The sequence below is a fragment of the Streptomyces sp. NPDC053079 genome (assembly GCF_044546695.1).
Lineage (GTDB): Bacteria > Actinomycetota > Actinomycetes > Streptomycetales > Streptomycetaceae > Streptomyces.
In genome coordinates, this window is the sequence record NZ_JBITZJ010000004.1 from 736083 (window position 1) to 755835 (window position 19753).

Annotated in this window: 14 protein-coding genes, 1 tRNA gene and 1 rRNA gene; 2 read left to right on the plus strand and 14 right to left on the minus strand. The window is 70.8% G+C overall.

Annotation, left to right across the window (positions count from 1 at the left end; genetic code table 11):
* Window positions 1-33: 33 nt before the first annotated feature.
* Window positions 34-879: a DNA-formamidopyrimidine glycosylase family protein gene (locus ACIGXW_RS18905; protein ID WP_399574012.1), complete on the plus strand. Its 846-nt coding sequence runs from the start codon at window positions 34-36 to the stop codon at window positions 877-879.
* Window positions 880-901: 22 nt separating this feature from the next.
* On the opposite strand, the gene ACIGXW_RS18910 is transcribed toward ACIGXW_RS18905, so the two are convergent.
* The 11 genes from ACIGXW_RS18910 to ACIGXW_RS18960 form a co-directional block, all read right to left on the minus strand.
* Entirely contained in the window at window positions 902-1180 is a 279-nt protein-coding gene (locus tag ACIGXW_RS18910) for a hypothetical protein (protein WP_071965193.1), read from the minus strand.
* A gap of 76 nt (window positions 1181-1256) precedes the next feature.
* Entirely contained in the window at window positions 1257-1469 is a 213-nt protein-coding gene (locus tag ACIGXW_RS18915; protein ID WP_143170363.1) for a hypothetical protein, read from the minus strand.
* Window positions 1470-1575: 106 nt separating this feature from the next.
* A complete protein-coding gene (locus tag ACIGXW_RS18920) occupies window positions 1576-2046 on the minus strand; it encodes a DNA starvation/stationary phase protection protein (protein WP_071965195.1) in 471 nt (156 codons plus the stop codon).
* A gap of 191 nt (window positions 2047-2237) precedes the next feature.
* A complete protein-coding gene (locus tag ACIGXW_RS18925) occupies window positions 2238-2621 on the minus strand; it encodes a helix-turn-helix domain-containing protein (protein WP_071965196.1) in 384 nt (127 codons plus the stop codon).
* Between the two features lie 109 nt (window positions 2622-2730).
* The gene (locus ACIGXW_RS18930; protein WP_399574014.1) at window positions 2731-3255 is read right to left on the minus strand and encodes a CinA family protein; all 525 of its coding nucleotides are present in this window, start codon (window positions 3253-3255) and stop codon (window positions 2731-2733) included.
* Complete coding sequence (pgsA, locus tag ACIGXW_RS18935) at window positions 3252-3878, minus strand: CDP-diacylglycerol--glycerol-3-phosphate 3-phosphatidyltransferase (protein ID WP_399574015.1); 627 nt, start codon at window positions 3876-3878, stop codon at window positions 3252-3254. Before pgsA ends, ACIGXW_RS18930 begins: the two co-directional genes overlap by 4 nt.
* Complete coding sequence (rimO, locus tag ACIGXW_RS18940; RefSeq protein ID WP_399574016.1) at window positions 3875-5365, minus strand: 30S ribosomal protein S12 methylthiotransferase RimO; 1491 nt, start codon at window positions 5363-5365, stop codon at window positions 3875-3877. Before rimO ends, pgsA begins: the two co-directional genes overlap by 4 nt.
* Window positions 5366-5492: 127 nt before the next feature.
* Window positions 5493-6341, minus strand: coding sequence for a helix-turn-helix domain-containing protein (locus ACIGXW_RS18945; RefSeq protein ID WP_399574017.1), 849 nt, complete (start codon window positions 6339-6341; stop codon window positions 5493-5495).
* 199 nt (window positions 6342-6540) lie between these two features.
* Complete coding sequence (locus ACIGXW_RS18950) at window positions 6541-9279, minus strand: DNA translocase FtsK (RefSeq protein ID WP_399574019.1); 2739 nt, start codon at window positions 9277-9279, stop codon at window positions 6541-6543.
* Between the two features lie 107 nt (window positions 9280-9386).
* Window positions 9387-10073, minus strand: a complete 687-nt coding sequence (locus ACIGXW_RS18955) for a response regulator (protein ID WP_360910838.1) — start codon at window positions 10071-10073, stop codon at window positions 9387-9389.
* Between the two features lie 244 nt (window positions 10074-10317).
* Entirely contained in the window at window positions 10318-15813 is a 5496-nt protein-coding gene (locus ACIGXW_RS18960) for a HAMP domain-containing protein (protein ID WP_399574021.1), read from the minus strand.
* Window positions 15814-16064: 251 nt separating this feature from the next.
* Between ACIGXW_RS18960 and ACIGXW_RS18965 the strand changes: the two genes are divergently transcribed.
* On the plus strand, window positions 16065-18686 hold the full coding sequence (locus ACIGXW_RS18965) for a SpoIIE family protein phosphatase (protein ID WP_399574022.1): 2622 nt from the start codon (window positions 16065-16067) through the stop codon (window positions 18684-18686).
* A 51-nt stretch (window positions 18687-18737) separates the two neighbouring features.
* Here the strand turns inward: ACIGXW_RS18965 and ACIGXW_RS18970 are convergent.
* The 3 genes from ACIGXW_RS18970 to rrf form a co-directional block, all read right to left on the minus strand.
* Window positions 18738-18813: transfer RNA gene (locus tag ACIGXW_RS18970), tRNA-Thr, on the minus strand.
* Window positions 18814-18860: 47 nt separating this feature from the next.
* On the minus strand, window positions 18861-19550 hold the full coding sequence (locus ACIGXW_RS18975) for a DegT/DnrJ/EryC1/StrS family aminotransferase (protein ID WP_399574024.1): 690 nt from the start codon (window positions 19548-19550) through the stop codon (window positions 18861-18863).
* 117 nt (window positions 19551-19667) lie between these two features.
* A 5S ribosomal RNA gene (gene rrf, locus ACIGXW_RS18980) occupies window positions 19668-19753 on the minus strand; the annotation flags it as partial.

Sequence of the window (19753 nt, forward strand, 5' to 3'; positions counted from 1 at the left end):
ACATGATGGCCGTAGGCCGGAAGGAGACGCCCTATGCCCGAAGGGGACACCGTCTGGCGCACCGCGCGGGACCTGCACGACGCCCTCGCGGGTGAGCCGCTGGTCCGCTCCGACCTGCGCGTGCCGAAGCTCGCGACCGTCGACCTCACCGGCCGCACGGTCCTCGAGACGGTCCCGTGCGGCAAGCACCTGCTCATGCGCGTCGAGGGCGGCCTGACCCTCCACTCCCACCTCGGCATGGACGGCTCCTGGCGGATCCAGCTTCCCGGCCGGCGCCCCGGCGGAGGCCCACAGCACCAGATCCGTGCCGTCCTCGCCACGGCCGGCCACACGGCCGTCGGCTACCGCCTGCCCGTCCTGGAGCTGCTGCGCACCACGGACGAGTCCACGGTCGTCGGCCACCTGGGCCCGGATCTCCTGGGCCCCGGCTGGGACGCGGAGGAGGCGGTCCGCCGCCTGCTCGCCGATCCCGGCCGCACCCTCGGCGAGGCCCTGCTGGACCAGCGCAATCTCGCGGGCATCGGAAATGTCTACAAATCCGAGCTCTGCTTCATGCTCCGGGTGTCCCCCTGGCTGCCCGTCGCCGCGCTCCCCGGGCCCGAGCGGCTGGTGGCCCTCGCCAAGAAGCTGCTGGAGGCCAACAAGTCCCGCAGCGCCCGCATCACCACCGCCGACGCCCGCCCCGACCGCCATCTGTGGGTCTACGGACGGGTCGGCAGGCCCTGCCGCCGCTGTGGCACCCCGGTCCTCCTCGCCGACCAGGGCCCGGCGGGCCAGGAGCGGTCCACGTACTGGTGCCCCCACTGCCAGGCCGGCCCCCCACCCCCCACGGGCCGGCCCGCGCACCGGCATCGGACCGCCCCTGGGCCGGACGGGTGAGGCAAGGCGGCCTCGCTCCGGCTCACCCCATGCCGGCCGGTCCCTGCCCATCGCCCCGGCGCCACCGCCGTCGCCGTACGCCCCGGGCCCCCGCCCTGCGGTCCCTCGGCACGCAGTGCACCGGCAGCAGGCTCAGCCCCCAGCCCCCGGTCGCGACGAGCCCTTCGAGGAACCCCGTGCGCCCCGGCTGGAGGAGCAGCCGGAAGACGGCCCAGCACCACACCCCGCCCAGCAGCAGCGCGAGCGTCCAGCCGACCGGGCCCGGGCGCCGTCGGCGCCCCGGCACAACGCTGCGGACCATGGCTGCCTCCTTCGGGGGCCGACACCGGGAGCACCGCACCGACCCACAGGGGCCTTCCGAAGGCCCTCGGCCGGCGTCAGCCGGCGTTCTCGCCGCGGGCCCGGGCGAGCTCCCGCTCGAGCTCCGCGATCTCGCGGTCGCGCCGGTGCACCTCGACGATCACCCGCTGCTCCCCCTCGTGCACACCCTCCTGGTAGACCGCCCGTACGAAAGCGCCGGCCGTGGCCTGGTCGAGGTCCGAGACCACCATCAGCTCTGTCGTGAAGCGGATCACCGGGTGCTCGCTCATGTCCCCAGGAGACCCCGCAGGGACCGCCCCCGCCACCCGTAAGCCCGTGGCCGGGTCCACGGCCGAAGGGCCACGGGGGACGTGGGGGACGTGCAGGACATGGACATCAGGCGTTCTCGGCCTGGAACATCCAGTGGTGCTTCTCCAGGTCGCCCGTGAGCCCGATGAGGATGTCCTGGGTGACCGGGTCCGGATCGGCCGTCTCCCGGATGCGTTCGCGCATCCTGGTAATCACGGCGCCGAGCGCCTCGACCAGGGTCCGTACCGCGTCCGTGTCCTTGGTCCAGCCGCCCCCGACCGGGTCGATGCCGCTGGTCTTCGCCACCGTCTCGGCCCGCCCGTCCGGGGCGATGCCCAGCGCCGAGGCCCGCTCGGCCACCGTGTCGGCGTGCACGCGAGCGCTCGCCACCACCTCGTCGAGCTGGAGGTGGACGGAGCGGAATCGCGGGCCCACGACGTTCCAGTGGACCTGCTTGGCCACGAGCGAGAGGTCGACGAGATCGACGAGCGCGCCCTGGAGCGCATCACCGACGGTCTTGCGGTCCCCTTCGGACAGAGGACTCTTCACGACAGACATCCGCTTTCCTCCTGTTCAAGGCATTACTTCGGTTGCTCCGCTTTTTCCGCCACGGCACCACGATGGCATGGCGCGGGAATCACGGCACACGGGTGCCGTGACGGGCCGGAAAACGCAGAGATCCCGGTCAGAACTTCTGACCGGGATCCCGAACGGGAAACTCATGCCTTCCAGGCTCTTGTCAGCCCTTCTCAGGCAGCGACCACATCCACGGCCTCCGCAGGGGCCTTGATGGTCACGCGCTCCCCCGGAACGCCCGTCACGGACGTTACGGACATCGAATTGAACATCGGCCGCATCGGCGCGGGTACCGGCTCGCTCGCCGCCGCCGACTGCGCCAGCTCGGCGAGCGACAGCTCGTCACTCACCTCGCGCATGACCTCGGACATCCGAACGTCCAGAGCGTCGCAGATTGCGGAGAGAAGCTCGGAGGACGCCTCTTTCTGCCCGCGCTCGACCTCGGAGAGATAACCGAGCGAGACCCGGGCGGACGAGGAGACCTCGCGCAGAGTGCGGCCCTGGCGTTGGCGCTGCCGACGCAGCACGTCACCCAGCAGGCGACGGAGCAGAATCATCGGTGGCTCCCTCCTTGGACCGCGAATCCGGTTCCTTCACGCCCCACCGTACCGCCTCGGGGTGCGGCCGTGCGGGGAGCTATGTCGTGTTCACTCAGGGCTGCAAACATCAATTCCCCCCGTTGTGTTCCGTATCCTTTGCCCCCGCGTTCTCCGTCAGTTCGCGCAGGAGCAGCGCGAGGACCGCCCGTACGCTTGCGGCCCGGATGGCCGCGCGGTCGCCGTCGAGCGACAGCTGCCGTGCGTGATCCGCGCCGTCCGGCCCCGCCACGGCGACGAAGACCGTGCCGACGGCCTGGCCGTCCTGTTCGTCGGGACCCGCGACCCCCGTCGTCGCGATCCCCCAGTCGGCGCCGAGCAGGTCCCGTACGCCCCGTGCCATCTGCCGGGCCACGTCCGCGTCGACGGCGCCCCGCGCCTCGAGCAGCGCGCCGTCCACACCGAGGACGTCCCGCTTGACCTCGGTGGAGTAAGCGGTGACCGAGCCGCGGACGGTGCGGGAGGCCCCGGGCGCCTCGGTCAGCCAGGCGACGACCAGGCCGCCCGTGAGCGACTCGGCGGCGGCCACCGTGTGGCCCCGTTCGAGCAGCGCCGACAGCACCTCTACGGCGTCGCCGCCGCCCGTCGTGGTCATCGCGCGGACTCCCGGGACCGTCCTGCCCGGCGCATCTGGACGGCCTGCTTGACGTAGTCGAGGCCGGTCCAGACGGTCAACGCGACGGCGACCGCCATCACCCAGAAGCGCAGCGTGGCCAGCGGCCCTGTCAGCGCGAGGATGTACATGCCGACGGCCACGCCCTGGAAGAGCGTCTTCATCTTGCCGCCCCGGCTGGCCGGAATGACGCCGTGCCGGATGACCCAGAACCGCATCACCGTGATGCCGATCTCGCGGAGCAGGATCACGCCCGTGACCCACCACGGCAGGTCGTCCAGGACGGACAGGCAGATCAGCGCCGCGCCCATGATCGCCTTGTCGGCAATCGGGTCGGCGATCTTGCCGAAGTCGGTGACCAGGTTGTACGCCCGCGCCAGATGACCGTCGAACAGGTCGGTGATCATGGCGATGGCGAACGCCGCCCAGGCGAAGGAGCGCCAGGCCGGGTCGTAGCCGCCGTTGTGAAGCATCAACAAGACGAACCCGGGCACCAGGAGCAGGCGCACCATGGTGAGGATATTGGCGATGTTCCACAACCGGGCCGGGCTCACGCCCGTCGCCGGAGCCGGACCTCCTGCGGCGGAGGCCGGGAGTCCGCTCATCTGCCCGCCTCCTCGGTACACCCGCCCTCGATTCCGAGCGGCTCGGCGACGAGGTCGACGCCCTCGCTCGCCACCACCTTCGCCACGACCATACGGCCGGGCGCGGGCGCCTGGACGTCGTCGGACCAGATGAGCCGCACCTGGCCGTCGGTCTCGGGCGCCTGGTGCGCCGCGCGGCCGATCACGCCGTCCTCGTCGTCGACACGGTCGACCAGTACTTCGATCGTCTCACCGATCCGCTCCTCCGCGCGCTGCGCGGTGAGCTCCTCGGCCAGCATCGACACACGCGCCAGCCGCTCGGCGACGACGTCGGGGTCCAGCTTGTTCTCGTAGGTGGCCGCCTCGGTGCCGTCCTCGTCGGAGTAGCCGAAGACGCCGATGGCGTCCAGGCGGGCCCCGGTCAGGAAGCGCTCCAGCTCGGCCACGTCCTCCTCGGTCTCGCCGGGGAAGCCGACGATGAAGTTGGAGCGGGCACCGGCCTGCGGCGCCTTGGCCCGGATCGTCTCGAGCAGCTCCAGGAAGCGGTCGGTGTCGCCGAAGCGGCGCATGGCGCGCAGCACGCCGGGCGCCGAGTGCTGGAAGGAGAGGTCGAAGTAGGGGACGACCTTGTCCGTCGAGGTCAGCACGTCGATCAGGCCCGGTCGCATCTCGGCCGGCTGGAGGTAGCTGACCCGGATCCGCTCCAGGCCGGGAACGGCCGCGAGCTCGGGCAGCAGCGTCTCCAGCAGGCGGATGTCGCCGAGGTCCTTGCCGTACGAGGTGTTGTTCTCGGAGACGAGCATGACCTCCTTGACGCCCTGCTCGGCCAGCCAGCGCGTCTCGCCCAGCACGTCGGAGGGGCGGCGGGAGATGAAGGATCCCCGGAACGAGGGAATGGCGCAGAAGGAGCACCGCCGGTCGCAGCCGGAGGCGAGCTTCACGGAGGCGACGGGGCTGGCCCCGAGCCGGCGGCGCAGCGGGGCGCGCGGCCCGGACGCCGGCGCCACGCCCTGCGGCAGGTCGGCGGGCGGGGTGTCCTGGGCGTGCCCGGGAAGGGCCACGTCGGCCGCCTGCTGGCGCTCGGCGGGGCTGATCGGCAGCAGCTTGCGCCGGTCACGCGGGGTGTGGGAGGCGTGGACGCCGCCGGAGAGGATGGTCTGGAGGCGGTCGGAGATGTCGGCGTAGTCGTCGAATCCGAGCACGCCGTCGGCCTCCGGCAGCGCCTCGGCGAGCTCCTTGCCGTATCTCTCGGCCATGCAGCCGACGGCTACGACGGCCTGGGTCCGGCCATGATCCTTGAGGTCGTTGGCCTCGAGAAGGGCATCGACGGAGTCCTTCTTGGCGGCCTCGACGAAACCACAGGTGTTGACGACGGCCACATCGGCATCGGCGGCGTCCTCGACGAGGTCCCAGCCATCCGCCGCCAAGCGGCCTGCCAGCTCCTCCGAGTCCACCTCGTTACGGGCGCAGCCAAGTGTGACAAGAGCGACGGTACGGCGTTCGGGCATAGGGCTCAGCCTACTTTGTCCCGGCGCCGCATCCGTTGCCGAGTGGCCGGCGGGCGCGGAGAGCCTGGTCACCCGGTGGCCCTCCGCGCCCGTCCGTGCGGCTGCTCTTCCCCGCCCGCAGGGGCCCTCAGCCCGCCGAGGGGTCGCCCCTGGTGTAGCTCAGGCGCTGAACCTGGCCGTCGTCGCCCAGGTTCTTGACCTCTTTGCCGTTCACGAACAGTTGCACGGCCCCGGCGTTGCCCAGCACCAGGTCGATGCGCTTGCTGTCGGTGAACGTCTTGGAGGCGCCCTGCTTGAGCACGCCCTCCTCGAGGAGCTTGCCGTTGTGGTCCTTGGCGGACATCCAGGTCTGGCCGTTCTCGGCGGTGAGCTTGACGGTGACCTTGTTGGCAGGGACGCCGGCGATGGCGCTGGCGGACGCCTCGGCCTTGGGGTCGGACGACGCCTTCCCGGAGCCGGCCTTCCCGGAGCCGGCCTTGCTCGGTGCCGCGGACGGCTTGCTGGTGGCGGGGTCGGCCGAGACCGGCCCGCTCTTCGACCCGCCGCTGAAGAGCGTGAAACCGACGAAGCCGACGACCGCCACGATCGCGGCGACCATCGCTGCCGTCCAGTTGGGCCGCCGCGGTTCGGGCCGGATGCGCTCGGCCTCGAAGAGCGGGGCGGCGGGCGTGGGCGCGGGGCGCCCGCCGTGCTCGGCGTCGTACTGCGCGACGAGCGGCGCCGGGTCGACGCCCACGGCGCGCGCCAGTGTGCGGATGTGTCCCCGGGCGTAGACGCGGCCGCCGCAGCGGGTGAAGTCGTTCTGTTCGATCGTGTGGATGATCGGGATGCGTACGCGGGTGGCCGAACTGACTTCTTCCACGGTCAGTCCGGCATCGATACGGGCCTGCTGAAGGGATCGTCCGACGGAGGGCCGGTCTTCCTCGGGCCGGTCATCCTCTGACTCTGATGGCTCTGGAGAGTTGCCGATGGACACGTGGGCGCCTTTCGAGCGTGCAGCCACCTGCTGGAGATTCAGTCTAGGGGGGATGCGAAACGGTCGGGCAAGCGGGAAGCCGGACTTTGTAGGCCATCAGAATGCTCTGTGGTAACGCCAGTGGCACATCGCCCCTCCCCCCTCGCTCAACTCCGCTCGGGCCCGAGAGAAACGGTTGGTCAGGGATCTTTTCCAGCTGCTACGGCTGGTCCTCCCCGCGGATGATCGCGAGGACCCCGTCCAGCTCATCGGGCTTCACCAGCACGTCGCGGGCCTTGGAACCCTCGCTGGGTCCCACGACGCCGCGCGACTCCATCAGGTCCATGAGCCTGCCCGCCTTGGCGAATCCCACACGCAATTTCCGCTGCAGCATCGAGGTCGACCCGAACTGGGTGGAGACGACCAGTTCGGCCGCCTGGCACAGCAGGTCCAGATCGTCGCCGATCTCCTCGTCGATCTCCTTCTTCTTCGACGTGCCGACGGTGACGTCGTCGCGGAAGACCGGCGCCATCTGATCCTTGCAGTGCTGGACGATGGCCGCCACTTCGGCCTCCGTCACGAAGGCGCCCTGCATGCGGATGGGCTTGTTGGCCCCCATCGGCAGGAAGAGGCCGTCGCCCTTGCCGATGAGCTTTTCGGCGCCCGGCTGGTCGAGGATGACCCGGCTGTCGGCGAGCGAGGAGGTGGCGAAGGCGAGCCGGGACGGGACGTTCGCCTTGATCAGACCGGTGACCACGTCGACGGACGGCCGCTGGGTGGCGAGCACGAGGTGGATGCCGGCGGCGCGCGCGAGCTGGGTGATGCGGACGATGGAGTCCTCGACGTCGCGCGGCGCCACCATCATCAGGTCGGCGAGCTCGTCCACGATGACCAGCAGGTACGGATAGGGGGAGAGCTCACGCCCGCTGCCCTCGGGCGGCTTGACCTTCCCGGCCCGCACGGCGGCGTTGAAGTCGTCGATGTGCCGGAAGCCGTAGGCGGCCAGGTCGTCGTAGCGCAGGTCCATCTCGCGCACGACCCACTGCAGGGCCTCGGCGGCCCGCTTGGGGTTGGTGATGATCGGCGTGATCAGGTGCGGGATGCCCTCGTAGGCGGTCAGCTCGACGCGCTTGGGGTCGACGAGCACCATCCGGACGTCCTCGGGCGTGGCACGCACCATCACCGAGGTGATCAGGCAGTTGATGCAGGACGACTTGCCTGAGCCGGTGGCGCCGGCGACCAGGACGTGCGGCATCTTCGTCAGGTTGGCCATCACATAGCCGCCCTCGACGTCCTTGCCGAGCGCGACGAGCATCGGGTGCTCGTCGCCGGCGGCGTCCGCCAGCCGCAGCACGTCGCCGAGGTTGACCATCTCACGGTCGGTGTTCGGGATCTCGATGCCGACGGCGGACTTGCCGGGGATCGGGCTGATGATCCGTACGTCCGGGCTGGCGACGGCGTAGGCGATGTTCTTGGTGAGGGCGGTGATGCGCTCGACCTTGACGGCCGGGCCCAGCTCGACCTCGTAGCGCGTGACGGTCGGGCCCCGGGTGAAGCCGGTGACGGCGGCGTCGACCTTGAACTCCGCGAAGACGTTGGTGAGCGAGGCCACTATGGCGTCGTTGGCGGCGCTGCGGGTCTTGCCGGGGCCGCCGCGCTCGAGCAGGCCGAGCGAGGGCAGCGCGTAGGTGATGTCCCCGGAGAGCTGCAGCTGCTCGGCCCGCGCGGGCAGCCCGCCGGCCGGCTCGGGCGCGGGCTTGGTGAGGTCGGGGACGACGCCCGGCGCGGCCTCCGCGGGCGGCGCGGCCTTGCCGGCCTTGCCCGCCTTCCCGCCGCCGCGCGCGGTGGGCACGGCGCCGGGGCGGCCGTTCTCCGGCTGCACGCCGCTGCCGAGGTCGGCGACGAGCGGGGTGGGCGGGATGCCGTGCAGGACGGCGCCGTCCAGGGAGGCGGCGGCAGCGGCGGCGAGATCCACCGCGTCCGGCTCGCGGTCGGCGGGGGGATCCACGGCCTTGCGGCGCGGGGTGCGCCGCTTGTCCAGCGCCTCTTCCTCAGCCCGCCCCGGGTCGGCCGCGGCGGCGGGGCGGCGGGGCCTGCGAGCGGGCGGCGCCTCGCGCCACTCCTCGCCGTACTCCGCGTAGTCCTCGCCGTCCTGGGGTGCGTACTCCTGCGGGTGCGGCTCGATGACGCCGAGCCGGATCCCGAGCTGCCGCAGCCGCCGGGGGATGGCGTTGACGGGCGTCGCGGTGACCACCAGCAGGCCGAAGACGGTGAGCAGGAACAGCAGCGGTACGGACAGCATCTCGCCGACCGTGACGATCAGGGGCTTGGCGGCCGCCCAGCCGATCATCCCTCCGGCGTCCTGCAGCGCCTGCGAGCCGTCACCGCGGCCGGGTGATCCGCAGGCCACGTGGACCTGCCCGAGGACGCCGATGACCAGCGCGGACAGACCGATGACGATCCGTCCGTTGGCCTCGGGCCGTTCGGGGTGGCGGAAGAGCCGGATCGCGATGACGCCGAGCAGTATCGGTACGACCAGGTCGAGGCGGCCGAAGGCGCCGGTGACGAGCATCCGGATGAGGTCGCCCACGGGACCGTCGAGGCTGGACCAGGTGCCGGCGGCCACCACGAGGGCCACGCCCAGGAGCAGCAGGGCGAGTCCGTCCTTGCGGTGGGCCGGGTCCAGGCCCTTGGCGCCGCGGCCGACCCCGCGGAAGAGGCTGCCGGCGCCGTGCGCCAGGCCGCTGCCGACGCGTCGGGCGCCGCCCGATGCCCGCTTGGGTGCCGCCTTGGCCGCCGGCTTCTTGGCGGGTGCCTTGCGCGCGGGCGGCCGGCCCGCGGGGCGGGCCGGTGACTTCTTCGCGGGTGCCTTCTTGGCAGCGCCCCCGGACCGTCCGGCGCGCTGCTTGGAGTTGCCCGCCGTGCTCTGGGAACCCTTGCCGGACGTACGTGAGGCCATGGTGCCGAGATTACCGTTGTCCGACGCGCGGTACACGTGGGGCCGGGCGTTCACCCATTCGTGTCGCGGTGCCGTGGCGAAGCCGGTGACGCGGCGTCAAAGGGCGGTCAGCTCGGGGAGGGAAGCGGGCTCGCGCCGCTTCCCGTGCCCGGCTCCAGCGCGTCCAGCGCGCGCCGCAGACCGGTGAGCTTGCGCTCCAGATGGGCGGCGGTGGCCACCGCCGCCGCGTCGGCGGACTCGTCGAGCTGCTTGGAGAGCGCCTCGGCCTGCTCCTCGACGGCGGCCAGCCGTGCGGAGAGCTCGGCGAGCAGCCCTGCGGGCTCCTGGGGCTCGATGGCACCGCTCCGGCCGGACTGGCCGCTCTCCAGCTGCAGGCGCAACAGGGCGGCCTGCTCGCGCAGCTGGCAGTTCTTCATGTAGAGCTCGACGAAGACCGAGACCTTGGCGCGCAGCACCCACGGGTCGAACGGTTTGGAGATGTAGTCGACCGCGCCCGCCGCGTAGCCGCGGAAGGTGTGGTGCGGACCGTGGTTGATGGCGGTGAGGAAGATGATCGGGATGTCCCGGGTCCGCTCCCGCCGCTTGATGTGCGCTGCGGTCTCGAAGCCGTCCATGCCGGGCATCTGAACGTCCAGCAGGATCACCGCGAAGTCGTCCGTCAGCAGCGCCTTGAGCGCTTCCTCCCCTGACGATGCCCGTACCAGTGTCTGATCGAGCGCCGAGAGGATCGCCTCCAGCGCCAGCAGATTTTCCGGCCGGTCATCGACCAGGAGGATCTTGGCCTTCTGCACCATGGCCCGTCCTCCTCGCCCCGGCAGTGCACCGGGCGCCGCCCCAGGGGACGACTCCCATGCGCCGCCCGTCCTTGTGCCGGTCATGGTAGCCGCACCCCGCCTGTCGCCACACCCTGTCACCGCGATGTCACTGTGCACGTAGCAGAAACGCGGTGGGGGACCAGAAGGTTCCCCGAATACCGCGGTCCCACACGTCTTTGGCCACACTCCGTCAGCAGACAGTCAAATAGTGAACGAGATTCCGTCACTCTGCGCGCATCCACTGCTCCATCACCGTCAGAAGATGATCCGTATCAACTGGTTTGGTGACATAGTCGGACGCTCCGGCGTCGATGCTCTTCTCCCGGTCGCCCTTCATCGCCTTCGCCGTGAGCGCGATGATCGGCAGCCCGGCGAACTGCGGCATCCTGCGGATCGCCGCCGTCGTGGCGTAGCCGTCCATCTCCGGCATCATGATGTCCATCAGGACCACCACGACGTCGTCGTGCTGCTCCAGGACCTCGATCCCCTCGCGCCCGTTCTCCGCGTAGAGCACCGACAGGCCGTGCTGTTCCAGCACGCTGGTGAGGGCGAAGACGTTGCGGATGTCGTCGTCGACGATCAGCACCTTCTCGCCCTGGAAGGCGCCCTTGAAGCCGCTGTGCGCCTCCCCCGCGTGACGGTGCGCCTCGCTCATCCACGGCTCCGGCGGCGCGCTCTCGCCCACGCGCGCCCCCCGGGCGCCCGGCACCGCCGACTCGCCCTGCCCCGTCGCCCCGGCCAGGGCCGCCATCTGCCCGGCGGCCTGGGCCGCCCGGCGGCGCCGCAGGAAGAGCCCGGCGGCCTGGCGCGCGGGGGAGACCTCCCCCTCGGTCGTCGCGTCGCCGGACGCCCTCAGCGGCGCGCCCGCGGTCCGCCCGTCCGCCTCCAGCTGCGGATAGCCCTGCGGCGGCAGCTCACCGGGGTTGAGCGGGAGGTAGAGCGTGAAGGTCGAGCCCCGGCCGGGCTCGCTGGCCGCGTCGATCTCACCGCCGAGCAGCCGGGCGATCTCCCGGCTGATGGACAGCCCCAGGCCCGTACCGCCGTACTTGCGGCTCGTCGTGCCGTCCGCCTGCTTGAACGCCTCGAAGATGACCCGCATCTTGCTCTGCGCGATGCCGATGCCGGTGTCCGTCACCGAGAAGGCGATCATGTCGGCGTCGGCGTCGCGCAGCGAGCCCGCTTCCAGCAACTGCTCGCGGATGCTGTCCGGCACGTCCGCCCCGGCCGGCCGGATGACCAGCTCGACCGCCCCCGTGTCGGTGAACTTCACCGCGTTCGACAGCAGGTTGCGCAGCACCTGCAGCAGCCGCTGCTCGTCGGTGTGGAGCGTGGCCGGCAGCTCCGGCGAGACCCGCACCGAGAAGTCCAGGCCCTTCTCCGCCGTCAGCGGCCGGAAGGTGGCCTCCACGTAGTCCACGAGCTGGACCAGGGCGATCCGGCTCGGGCTGACGTCCATCTTGCCCGCCTCGACCTTGGACAGGTCCAGGATGTCGTTGATCAACTGCAGCAGGTCCGAGCCCGCGCCGTGGATCGTCTCGGCGAACTCCACCTGCTTCGGCGAGAGGTTGCCCTCCGCGTTGTCGGCGAGCAGCTTGGCCAGGATCAGCAGCGAGTTGAGCGGGGTGCGCAGCTCGTGCGACATGTTGGCCAGGAACTCGGACTTGTAGCGCATCGAGACCGCGAGCTGCTCGGCCCGCTCCTCGAGCACCTGCCGGGCCTCCTCGATCTCGGTGTTCTTCACCTCGATGTCGCGGTTCTGCCGGGCCAGCCGGTCGGACTTCTCCTCCAGCTCGGCGTTGGAGATCTCCAGCGCCTTCTGCCGGTTCTCCAGCTCCGCCGAGCGCTCGCGCAGCTGCTCGGTCAGCTCCTGCGACTGCTTGAGCAGCATCTCCGTCTTGGTGTTGACGCTGATGGTGTTCACGCTGGTGCCGATCATCTCGGCGATCTGGCTCAGGAAGTCCTTCTGGATCTGCGCGAAAGGCTGGAAGGACGCCAGCTCGATCACACCGAGGATCTGCCCCTCGAACAGCACCGGCAGCACGATCACATGGGCCGGCGGCGCCTCGCCCAGGCCCGAGGCGATCTTCAGATAGCCCGGCGGAACGTTCTCCACCAGGATCGTGCGCTTCTCCTGCGCCGCCGTACCGATGAGCGACTCACCGGGCCGGAAGGACGTGGGCATCGAGCCCATGGAGTAGCCGTACGAGCCGAGCATCCGCAGCTCGTACGCCTCGTCGCCGCCCTCCGTCTCCTGCGGGCCCGTGGGCATCGCCAGGAAGAAGGCCCCGTGCTGCGCGGAGACCACGGGGGTCAGCTCGCTCATGATGAGCCCGGCGACGTCCTGCAGGTCGCGCCGGCCCTGCATCAGACCGGAGATCCGGGCGAGGTTGCCCTTGAGCCAGTCCTGCTCCTTGTTGGCCAGGGTCGTCTCGCGAAGATTCGCGATCATCGTGTTGATGTTGTCCTGGAGCTCCAGGATCTCGCCCGCCGCATCCACGTCGATCTTGAGATTGAGGTCGCCGCGGGTCACCGCCGTGGCGACCTCCGCGATGGCCCTTACCTGCCGGGTCAGATTGCCCGCCATCTCGTTCACCGACTCTGTGAGGTCGCGCCACGTGCCGTCCACGTCGCGTACCCGAGCCTGACCCCCCAGTTGACCCTCGGTACCCACCTCGCGGGCCACCCGGGTCACCTGGTCGGCGAAGGAGGACAGCTGGTCCACCATCGTGTTGATGGTCGTCTTCAGCTGGAGGATCTCGCCGCGCGCATCGATGTCGATCTTCTTGGTCAGATCGCCCTGGGCGATGGCGGTCGTCACCATCGCGATGTTGCGCACCTGGCCGGTCAGGTTGGACGCCATCGAGTTCACGGACTCGGTGAGGTCCTTCCACGTGCCGCTGACGCCCGGCACCCGCGCCTGACCGCCCAGGATGCCGTCGGTGCCCACCTCACGGGCCACGCGCGTGACCTCGTCCGCGAACGACGACAGCGTCGTCACCATCGTGTTGACGGTGTCGGCGAGCTGCGCGACCTCGCCGCGCGCCTCGACGGTGATCTTCTTGGTCAGATCACCGTTGGCGACCGCGCCCGCGACCTGCGAGATGTTGCGGACCTGGCTGGTCAGGTTGTTGGCCATCAGGTTGACGTTGTCGGTGAGGTCCTTCCAGATGCCGGTGACGTCACGCACCCGCGCCTGACCGCCCAGCTGCCCCTCGGTACCCACCTCACGGGCCACCCGCGTGACCTGCTCGGCGAAGTCCGACAGCTGGTCGACCATCGTGTTCACCGTGGTGACGAGCTCGAGGATCTCGCCCTTGGCATCGACGGTGATCTTCTTGGAGAGGTCGCCCTTGGCAACCGCCGTGGTCACCTCGGCGATGTTGCGCACCTGCGAGGTCAGGTTGTTGGCCATGAAGTTGACCGACTGCGTGAGGTCCTTCCAGGTGCCCGAGACGCCCTGCACCTCCGCCTGACCGCCCAGGATGCCCTCGGTACCCACCTCGCGGGCCACGCGCGTGACCTGGTCGGCGAACGAGGAGAGCTGGTCCACCATCGTGTTGAGGGTGTTCTTCAGCTCCAGGATCTCGCCCCGGGCATCCACATCGATCTTCTGCGACAGATCACCGCGCGCCACCGCCGTGGCGACCTGCGCGATGTTGCGGACCTGGGTGGTCAGATTGCCGGCCATGCCGTTGACCGAGTCGGTGAGGTCACGCCACACGCCCGCCACGCCCGGCACCTGCGCCTGACCGCCGAGCCGGCCGTCCGTGCCCACCTCACGGGCCACCCGGGTCACCTGTTCGGCGAAGGCTGAGAGCTGGTCGACCATCGTATTGATGGTGTTCTTCAGCTCCAGGATCTCGCCCCGGGCATCCACATCGATCTTCTGCGACAGATCACCGCGCGCCACCGCCGTGGTCACCTGCGCGATCTGACGCACCTGCGAAGTGAGGTTGCCGGCCATGAAGTTGACCGAGTCGGTCAGCTCCTTCCAGGTGCCGCTGACGCCGTCCACCCGGGCCTGGCCGCCGAGCCGTCCCTCCGTACCCACGTCCCGCGCCATCCGCGTGACCTGGTCGGCGAAGGACGACAGCTGGTCCACCATCGTGTTCACGGTGTTCTTCAGCTGCAGCATCTCGCCGGACACATCGACGGTGACCTTCTGCGACAGGTCGCCGTTGGCGACCGCCGTGGTCACCTGCGCGATGTTGCGCACCTGGCCGGTGAGGTTACGGAAGGCCGTGTTCACCGAATCGGTGAGGTCCTTCCACGTACCCGCCGCACCCGGCACCTGCGCCTGACCGCCGAGCTCACCCTCGACACCGATCTCCCGCGCCACCCGCGTGACTTCGGCACCGAACGCCTGGAGCTGATCCACCATCCCGTTGACGGTGTTCTTCAGCTCCAGCATCTCGCCGGCCGCGTCGACGGTGACCTTCAGCCCCAGATCGCCGTTGGCGACCGCCGTCGTCACCAGCGCGATGTCACGGACCTGGCCGGTGAGGTTACGGAAGGCCGTGTTCACCGAATCGGTGAGGTCCTTCCACGTACCCGCCGCACCCGGCACCTGCGCCTGACCGCTCAGCCGGCCCTCGGCGCCCACCTCGCTGGCGACGCGCGTGACCTCGTCCGCGAACGTCCGCAGCGTCTCCGTCATCTGATTGACCGTCTCGGCCAGCTGCGCCACCTCGCCGCGCGCGCTCACCGTGACCTTCTGCGACAGGTCGCCGCTGGCGACGGCCGTCGTGACCTGCGCGATACCGCGCACCTGCGCCGTGAGATTGCCGGCCATGAGGTTCACCGAATCGGTGAGGTCCTTCCAGACCCCCGCGACACCCGGCACCTGCGCCTGACCGCCCAGCTCGCCCTCGGTACCCACCTCCCGGGCCACCCGCGTGACCTCGGAGGCGAAGGACGACAGCTGATCCACCATCGTATTGACGGTGTTCTTCAGCTCCAGCATCTCCCCGGCCACGTGAACGGTGACCTTCCGGGAGAGGTCGCCCTTGGCGACCGCCGTCGTCACCAGCGCGATATCACGCACTTGAGCGGTGAGCCGGGACGCCATCGTGTTGACGGAATCCGTGAGGTCCTTCCAAGAACCGGACATTCCGCGCACCCGGGCCTGGCCGCCCAGCTTGCCCTCGGTGCCCACCTCGCTCGCCACCCGCGTCACCTCGTCGGTGAACGCCGACAGCTGGTCCACGAGCCCGTTGACCGTCCGCCCGACCTTCAGGAACTCACCGCGCAGCGGATGCGCCGCACCGTCGGCCCCCTGGGAGCGCAGATCCATCCGCTGCTCCAGATCGCCCTCGGCGACCGCCGACAGCACCCGGCCCACCTCGGACACCGGCCGCACCAGATCGTCCACCAGGGCGTTCGAGGCGTCGATAGCCGCCGCCCAGGCCCCTTCGCAGGCCCCGACCTCCAGCCGCTCCGCGAGCTTGCCCTCGCGGCCGACCACCCGGCGCACCCGCGCCAGCTCGCCCGTGAGCTGCAGATTACGGTCGGCCACCTCATTGAAGACGGCGGCGATCTCGGCCATCACGCCGTCGCCGGAGACCGTCAGCCGCTTGCGCAGGTTCCCGTCCCGCATCGCCTCCAAGGCCGACCGCAGCCGGTTCAGGGCAGCCGTGTCCACTTCGGTCGTCCCGTTGGGCCGGGACCGTCCGCCCTTCGCGCGCGTGCTCACGCCCCGCGCCGCTGCGCCAGACTCCACCGTGTCCCTCCCGCTGGGTCGATCATCCTCGTCGGGCTTCCGCTTCGAGCTTTCCCAGTGTTTCACCCCGGCCCAACCAGGCCATAACAGTCGGCAGCATCGCACACGGTCCGCCGGCACCCCCAAGGTGGAATCCCTGTGCACCGGGATCCGCGCACACAGCGGAGGTAAGTAACCTGGCAACCGGCCAGGGCAACGGAGGGGCGCTGCACATGTGTGAGCAGATCGCCGAGACATACACGAGGAGACCTGTGATCACCGCGCGGGCTGCCGCCACCTTCGAGCCGGTCGGCCGCTCGGTCGCCGCCGCCCGGGCCTTCGTCCGGGACACCCTCCAGGGCTGGGGCTTCCCCGACGTCATCGACGATGCCGTCGTCCTGACCAGCGAGCTCGTCACCAACGCCGTCGTCCACGCCGGCACCGCAGCCGACGTCCTGTGCATCCGCATGGACGCCGGCGTACGCGTCGAGGTCGCCGACCGCTACCCCGAGCGCGAGCTGCCCGTGCAGAGCCCGGCCCGCCAGTTCGGCGGCGTCGACCGCGAAGGCGGCCGCGGCCTGCTGCTGTGCGCCGCACTCGCCGCCCGCTGGGGCGTCGAGTACAGCGCCACCCGCAAGACGGTCTGGTTCCGCATCGACCTGCCCGACCGCCCCGCGGGCACCCGCTCCGCCGGCCCCGCCCTCCCCGCCGAAGCACTGCCGGTCGCCGACGCCCGCGTGCGCGTCGCCGTCATCCAGATCGACCGCACCGGCGGCATCAGCGCCTGGAACGACGACGCCCACGAACTCTTCGGCTTCGCCGCCGACCAGATCATGGGCAAGCCCCTCACCGACCTCGCGGCCTGGCCGCACACCCCCGGCACCTCCACCGGCATCGCCGAGGCCCTGCGCCTGTCCCGCTGGGAGGGCTCCTACGGAATAAGGGGTGCCGACGGCAGGATCATCCCCGTCTACGCCTCCCACCTGCGCGTCCGCGACACCGCCGGCTCCCCCTCGACCGTCTGCCTGCTCGTACGGGACGACGAGCGCGCCGTCCTGCAGAGCCCGCCCCGCTCCCCGGCCCCCGACGCGGCCGCCGCGGAACGGGGCTCGGGGACCGACCCCTTCGAGGTCTTCATCGGCTCCCCCGCCCCCGACGACCTCGACGGACTCCTCCAGCGCACCGTCGAGCGCGCCCGCGACATGCTCGACGGCGACTCCGCTTACCTCCTGCTCGCCACCGACGACGAGACGGAACTGGAGGTACGCGCCTCCACGGGCCTGCCCTCCACCCGCCAGCGCTTCGCCCGCGTCCCCGTCGAGGCGGGCACCGGCCGCTACGGCTCCGCGCGCATGCCGGCCGTCCACGACGACCTCAGCGCCGTACCGGGCGCCGTCCCCCTCCTCGCCGACACCGGAATGCGCTCGGTCGTCACCGTGCCGCTCAAGGTCGAGGGCCGCCTCACCGGCTCGCTGGGCGTCGCCGCCGAATCCCCGCGCCGCTACGGCAACGAAGAGGCCCTGCGCCTGCAGTTCGCCGCCGACCGCATCGCCCTCGCCGTCGAGTCCGCCCGCCTCGGCGAACTGGAACGGCTGCGCCGCGGCTCCCTCTCCTTCCTCGTCGAGGCCTCCGACCTGCTCGCCGGCACCCTCGACCGCGACCAGACCCTGGCCCTCATGGCCCAGATGACCGTCCCGACCCTGGCCACCTGGTGCGCGGTCTACACGATCGCCGACCAGAGCTCGGAACCCGAGCTGTCCTACGTCCTCCACGAGGACGAGGACCGCATCGACGGCCTCAAGGCCCTGCTGTCCAAGGTCGCCCCGCCCGACCCGGTCCCCACCCCCGGCGCCCGCATCTGGTCCGCCCCCGCCGAGGCCGCCCACTCCGCGGCGCTGCGCACCTCCCTGCGCAGCCTCGGCCTCGCCGACGCCACCGGCCGCATCCCCGGCCCGGGCACCTCGCTCGCCACGGCCGCGGCCGTCGGCGGCGAAACGGTCGTCCTCCCCCTGGTGGCCCGCAACCGCGTCATCGGCATGCTCACCCTCGGCAAGCCCACCGACGACCACTTCCGCCAGGAGATCCTCGAACTCGCCGAGGACCTCTCCCGCCGCGCCGCCCTCGCCCTGGACAACGCCCGCCTCTACAGCGAGCGCACCGCCATCAGCCAGAGCCTCCAGCGCAGCCTGCTCCCGCCGGAGCTGCCGGAGGTCCCCGGTGTGGAGGTCGAGGTCATCTACCGCGCCGCCGGCGAGGGCAACGAGGTCGGCGGCGACTTCTACGACCTCTTCCCCATCCGCGACGGCGCCTACGGCTTCGCCATCGGCGACGTCTGCGGTACGGGCCCGGAGGCGGCGGCCGTCACCGGCCTGGCCCGGCACGCGCTGCGCCTGCTGGCCCGCGAGGGCTTCGGCGGCCCCGCGGTCCTCGAGCGGCTCAACGCCGCCATCCTCGACGAGGGCGCCCGCAGCCGCTTCCTCACCCTTCTCTACGGCGAGCTGTGGCCCCAGCACGACGGCAGCGCGATCCTCAAGGTCGTCTGCGCCGGTCATCCCCTGCCGCTGCGCCTGCGCCAGGACGGCACGGTCGAGCCGGCCGCGGACCCGCAGCCGCTGCTGGGCGTCATGGACGACCTGGAGCTGTACGAGCAGACGGTCACCCTGGACCCGGGCGACGTGCTGCTGTGCGTCACCGACGGCGTCACCGAGCGCCGCGAGGGCACGCGGATGCTGGGCGACGACGGTCTGACGGACGTCCTGACGAACTGCACGGGCCTGACGGCGGGTGCGGTGGCCGCGCGCGTCCTCCGTGCGGTCGAACGTTTCGCCGCGGAGCCCGCCTCCGACGACATGGCCATCCTCGCGATGCGGGTGCCGGAGCCTCAGGACTCCTGAGGGAGCCGGGATACGAGAAAGGCCCCCGCCTTACGGCGGGGGCCTTTCCTGTGGAGCCCCAAAACGGAATCGAACCGTTGACCTTCTCCTTACCATGGAGACGCTCTGCCGACTGAGCTATTGGGGCCGGCAACGAGATAAAGCATACCCGATGTTCGGACGCGCTTTTGACCATCAGGCGGCCGCTACGGGCAACAACCCTCCGAGCGCGTTGCACGCCGCCACCAGCCGGTGCAGTTCCCGGGGCGACATCCCTGCCAGGACGGGCAGAGCGAGGCATTCGCCGGCGGCCCGCTCGGTCTCGGGCAGCCACAACTCCCGCCGGTAGGCGGGGAGTCGGTGCACCGGCGTCTGCACGGGCACCCGGCATCCGATCCCCCGGGCCCGCAGCGCACGGGCGAAGGCGTCCCGGTCGGGACGACCGTTGCCGGGCACGCGCACCACATAGGAGCGGTAGCGGTGCACGACTCCGGGAGCCACGGCCGGCGTCACGACCCCGGAGAGACGGGCGTCGAGGTAGGCGGCGTTGGCCCGGCGCCGCTGCAGGGCCTCGCCGGGCTCGGGCTCGTGCGGCGCGTGCTCGATGAGGCGGACACCGTGCGCGTCGGCGACGGCCTGAAGGGCCAGCAGATCAGCGGGATGCCCGAAGAGGTGTACGGGCATGATGGCGGCCGTGTGTGAGGTGACGGCGCGGGCCACGGAGGCGGGGTCGAGGCAGAAGCTGTGCGCATCGATGTCGGCGAACACAGGCCGGGCGCCCACGCTCCGTACGGCCTCGGCGGGCCCGGCCGTGGCGTACGAGGGCACGATGACCTCGTCGCCGGTTCCCACACCTGCCGCCCTGAGCAACTCCACTGTCCCCATGCCGCGGATGGTGCCCACGCGACGTTAACGAGGCGTGACGCCGCACAGTTCATCGTGAAAACAAAAAAGCTCTGATGCATGAACCGGAGTCCATACATCAGAGCTTTTTGAATAATTGTTCGGCGGCGTCCTACTCTCCCACAGGGTCCCCCCTGCAGTACCATCGGCGCTGAAAGGCTTAGCTTCCGGGTTCGGAATGTAAC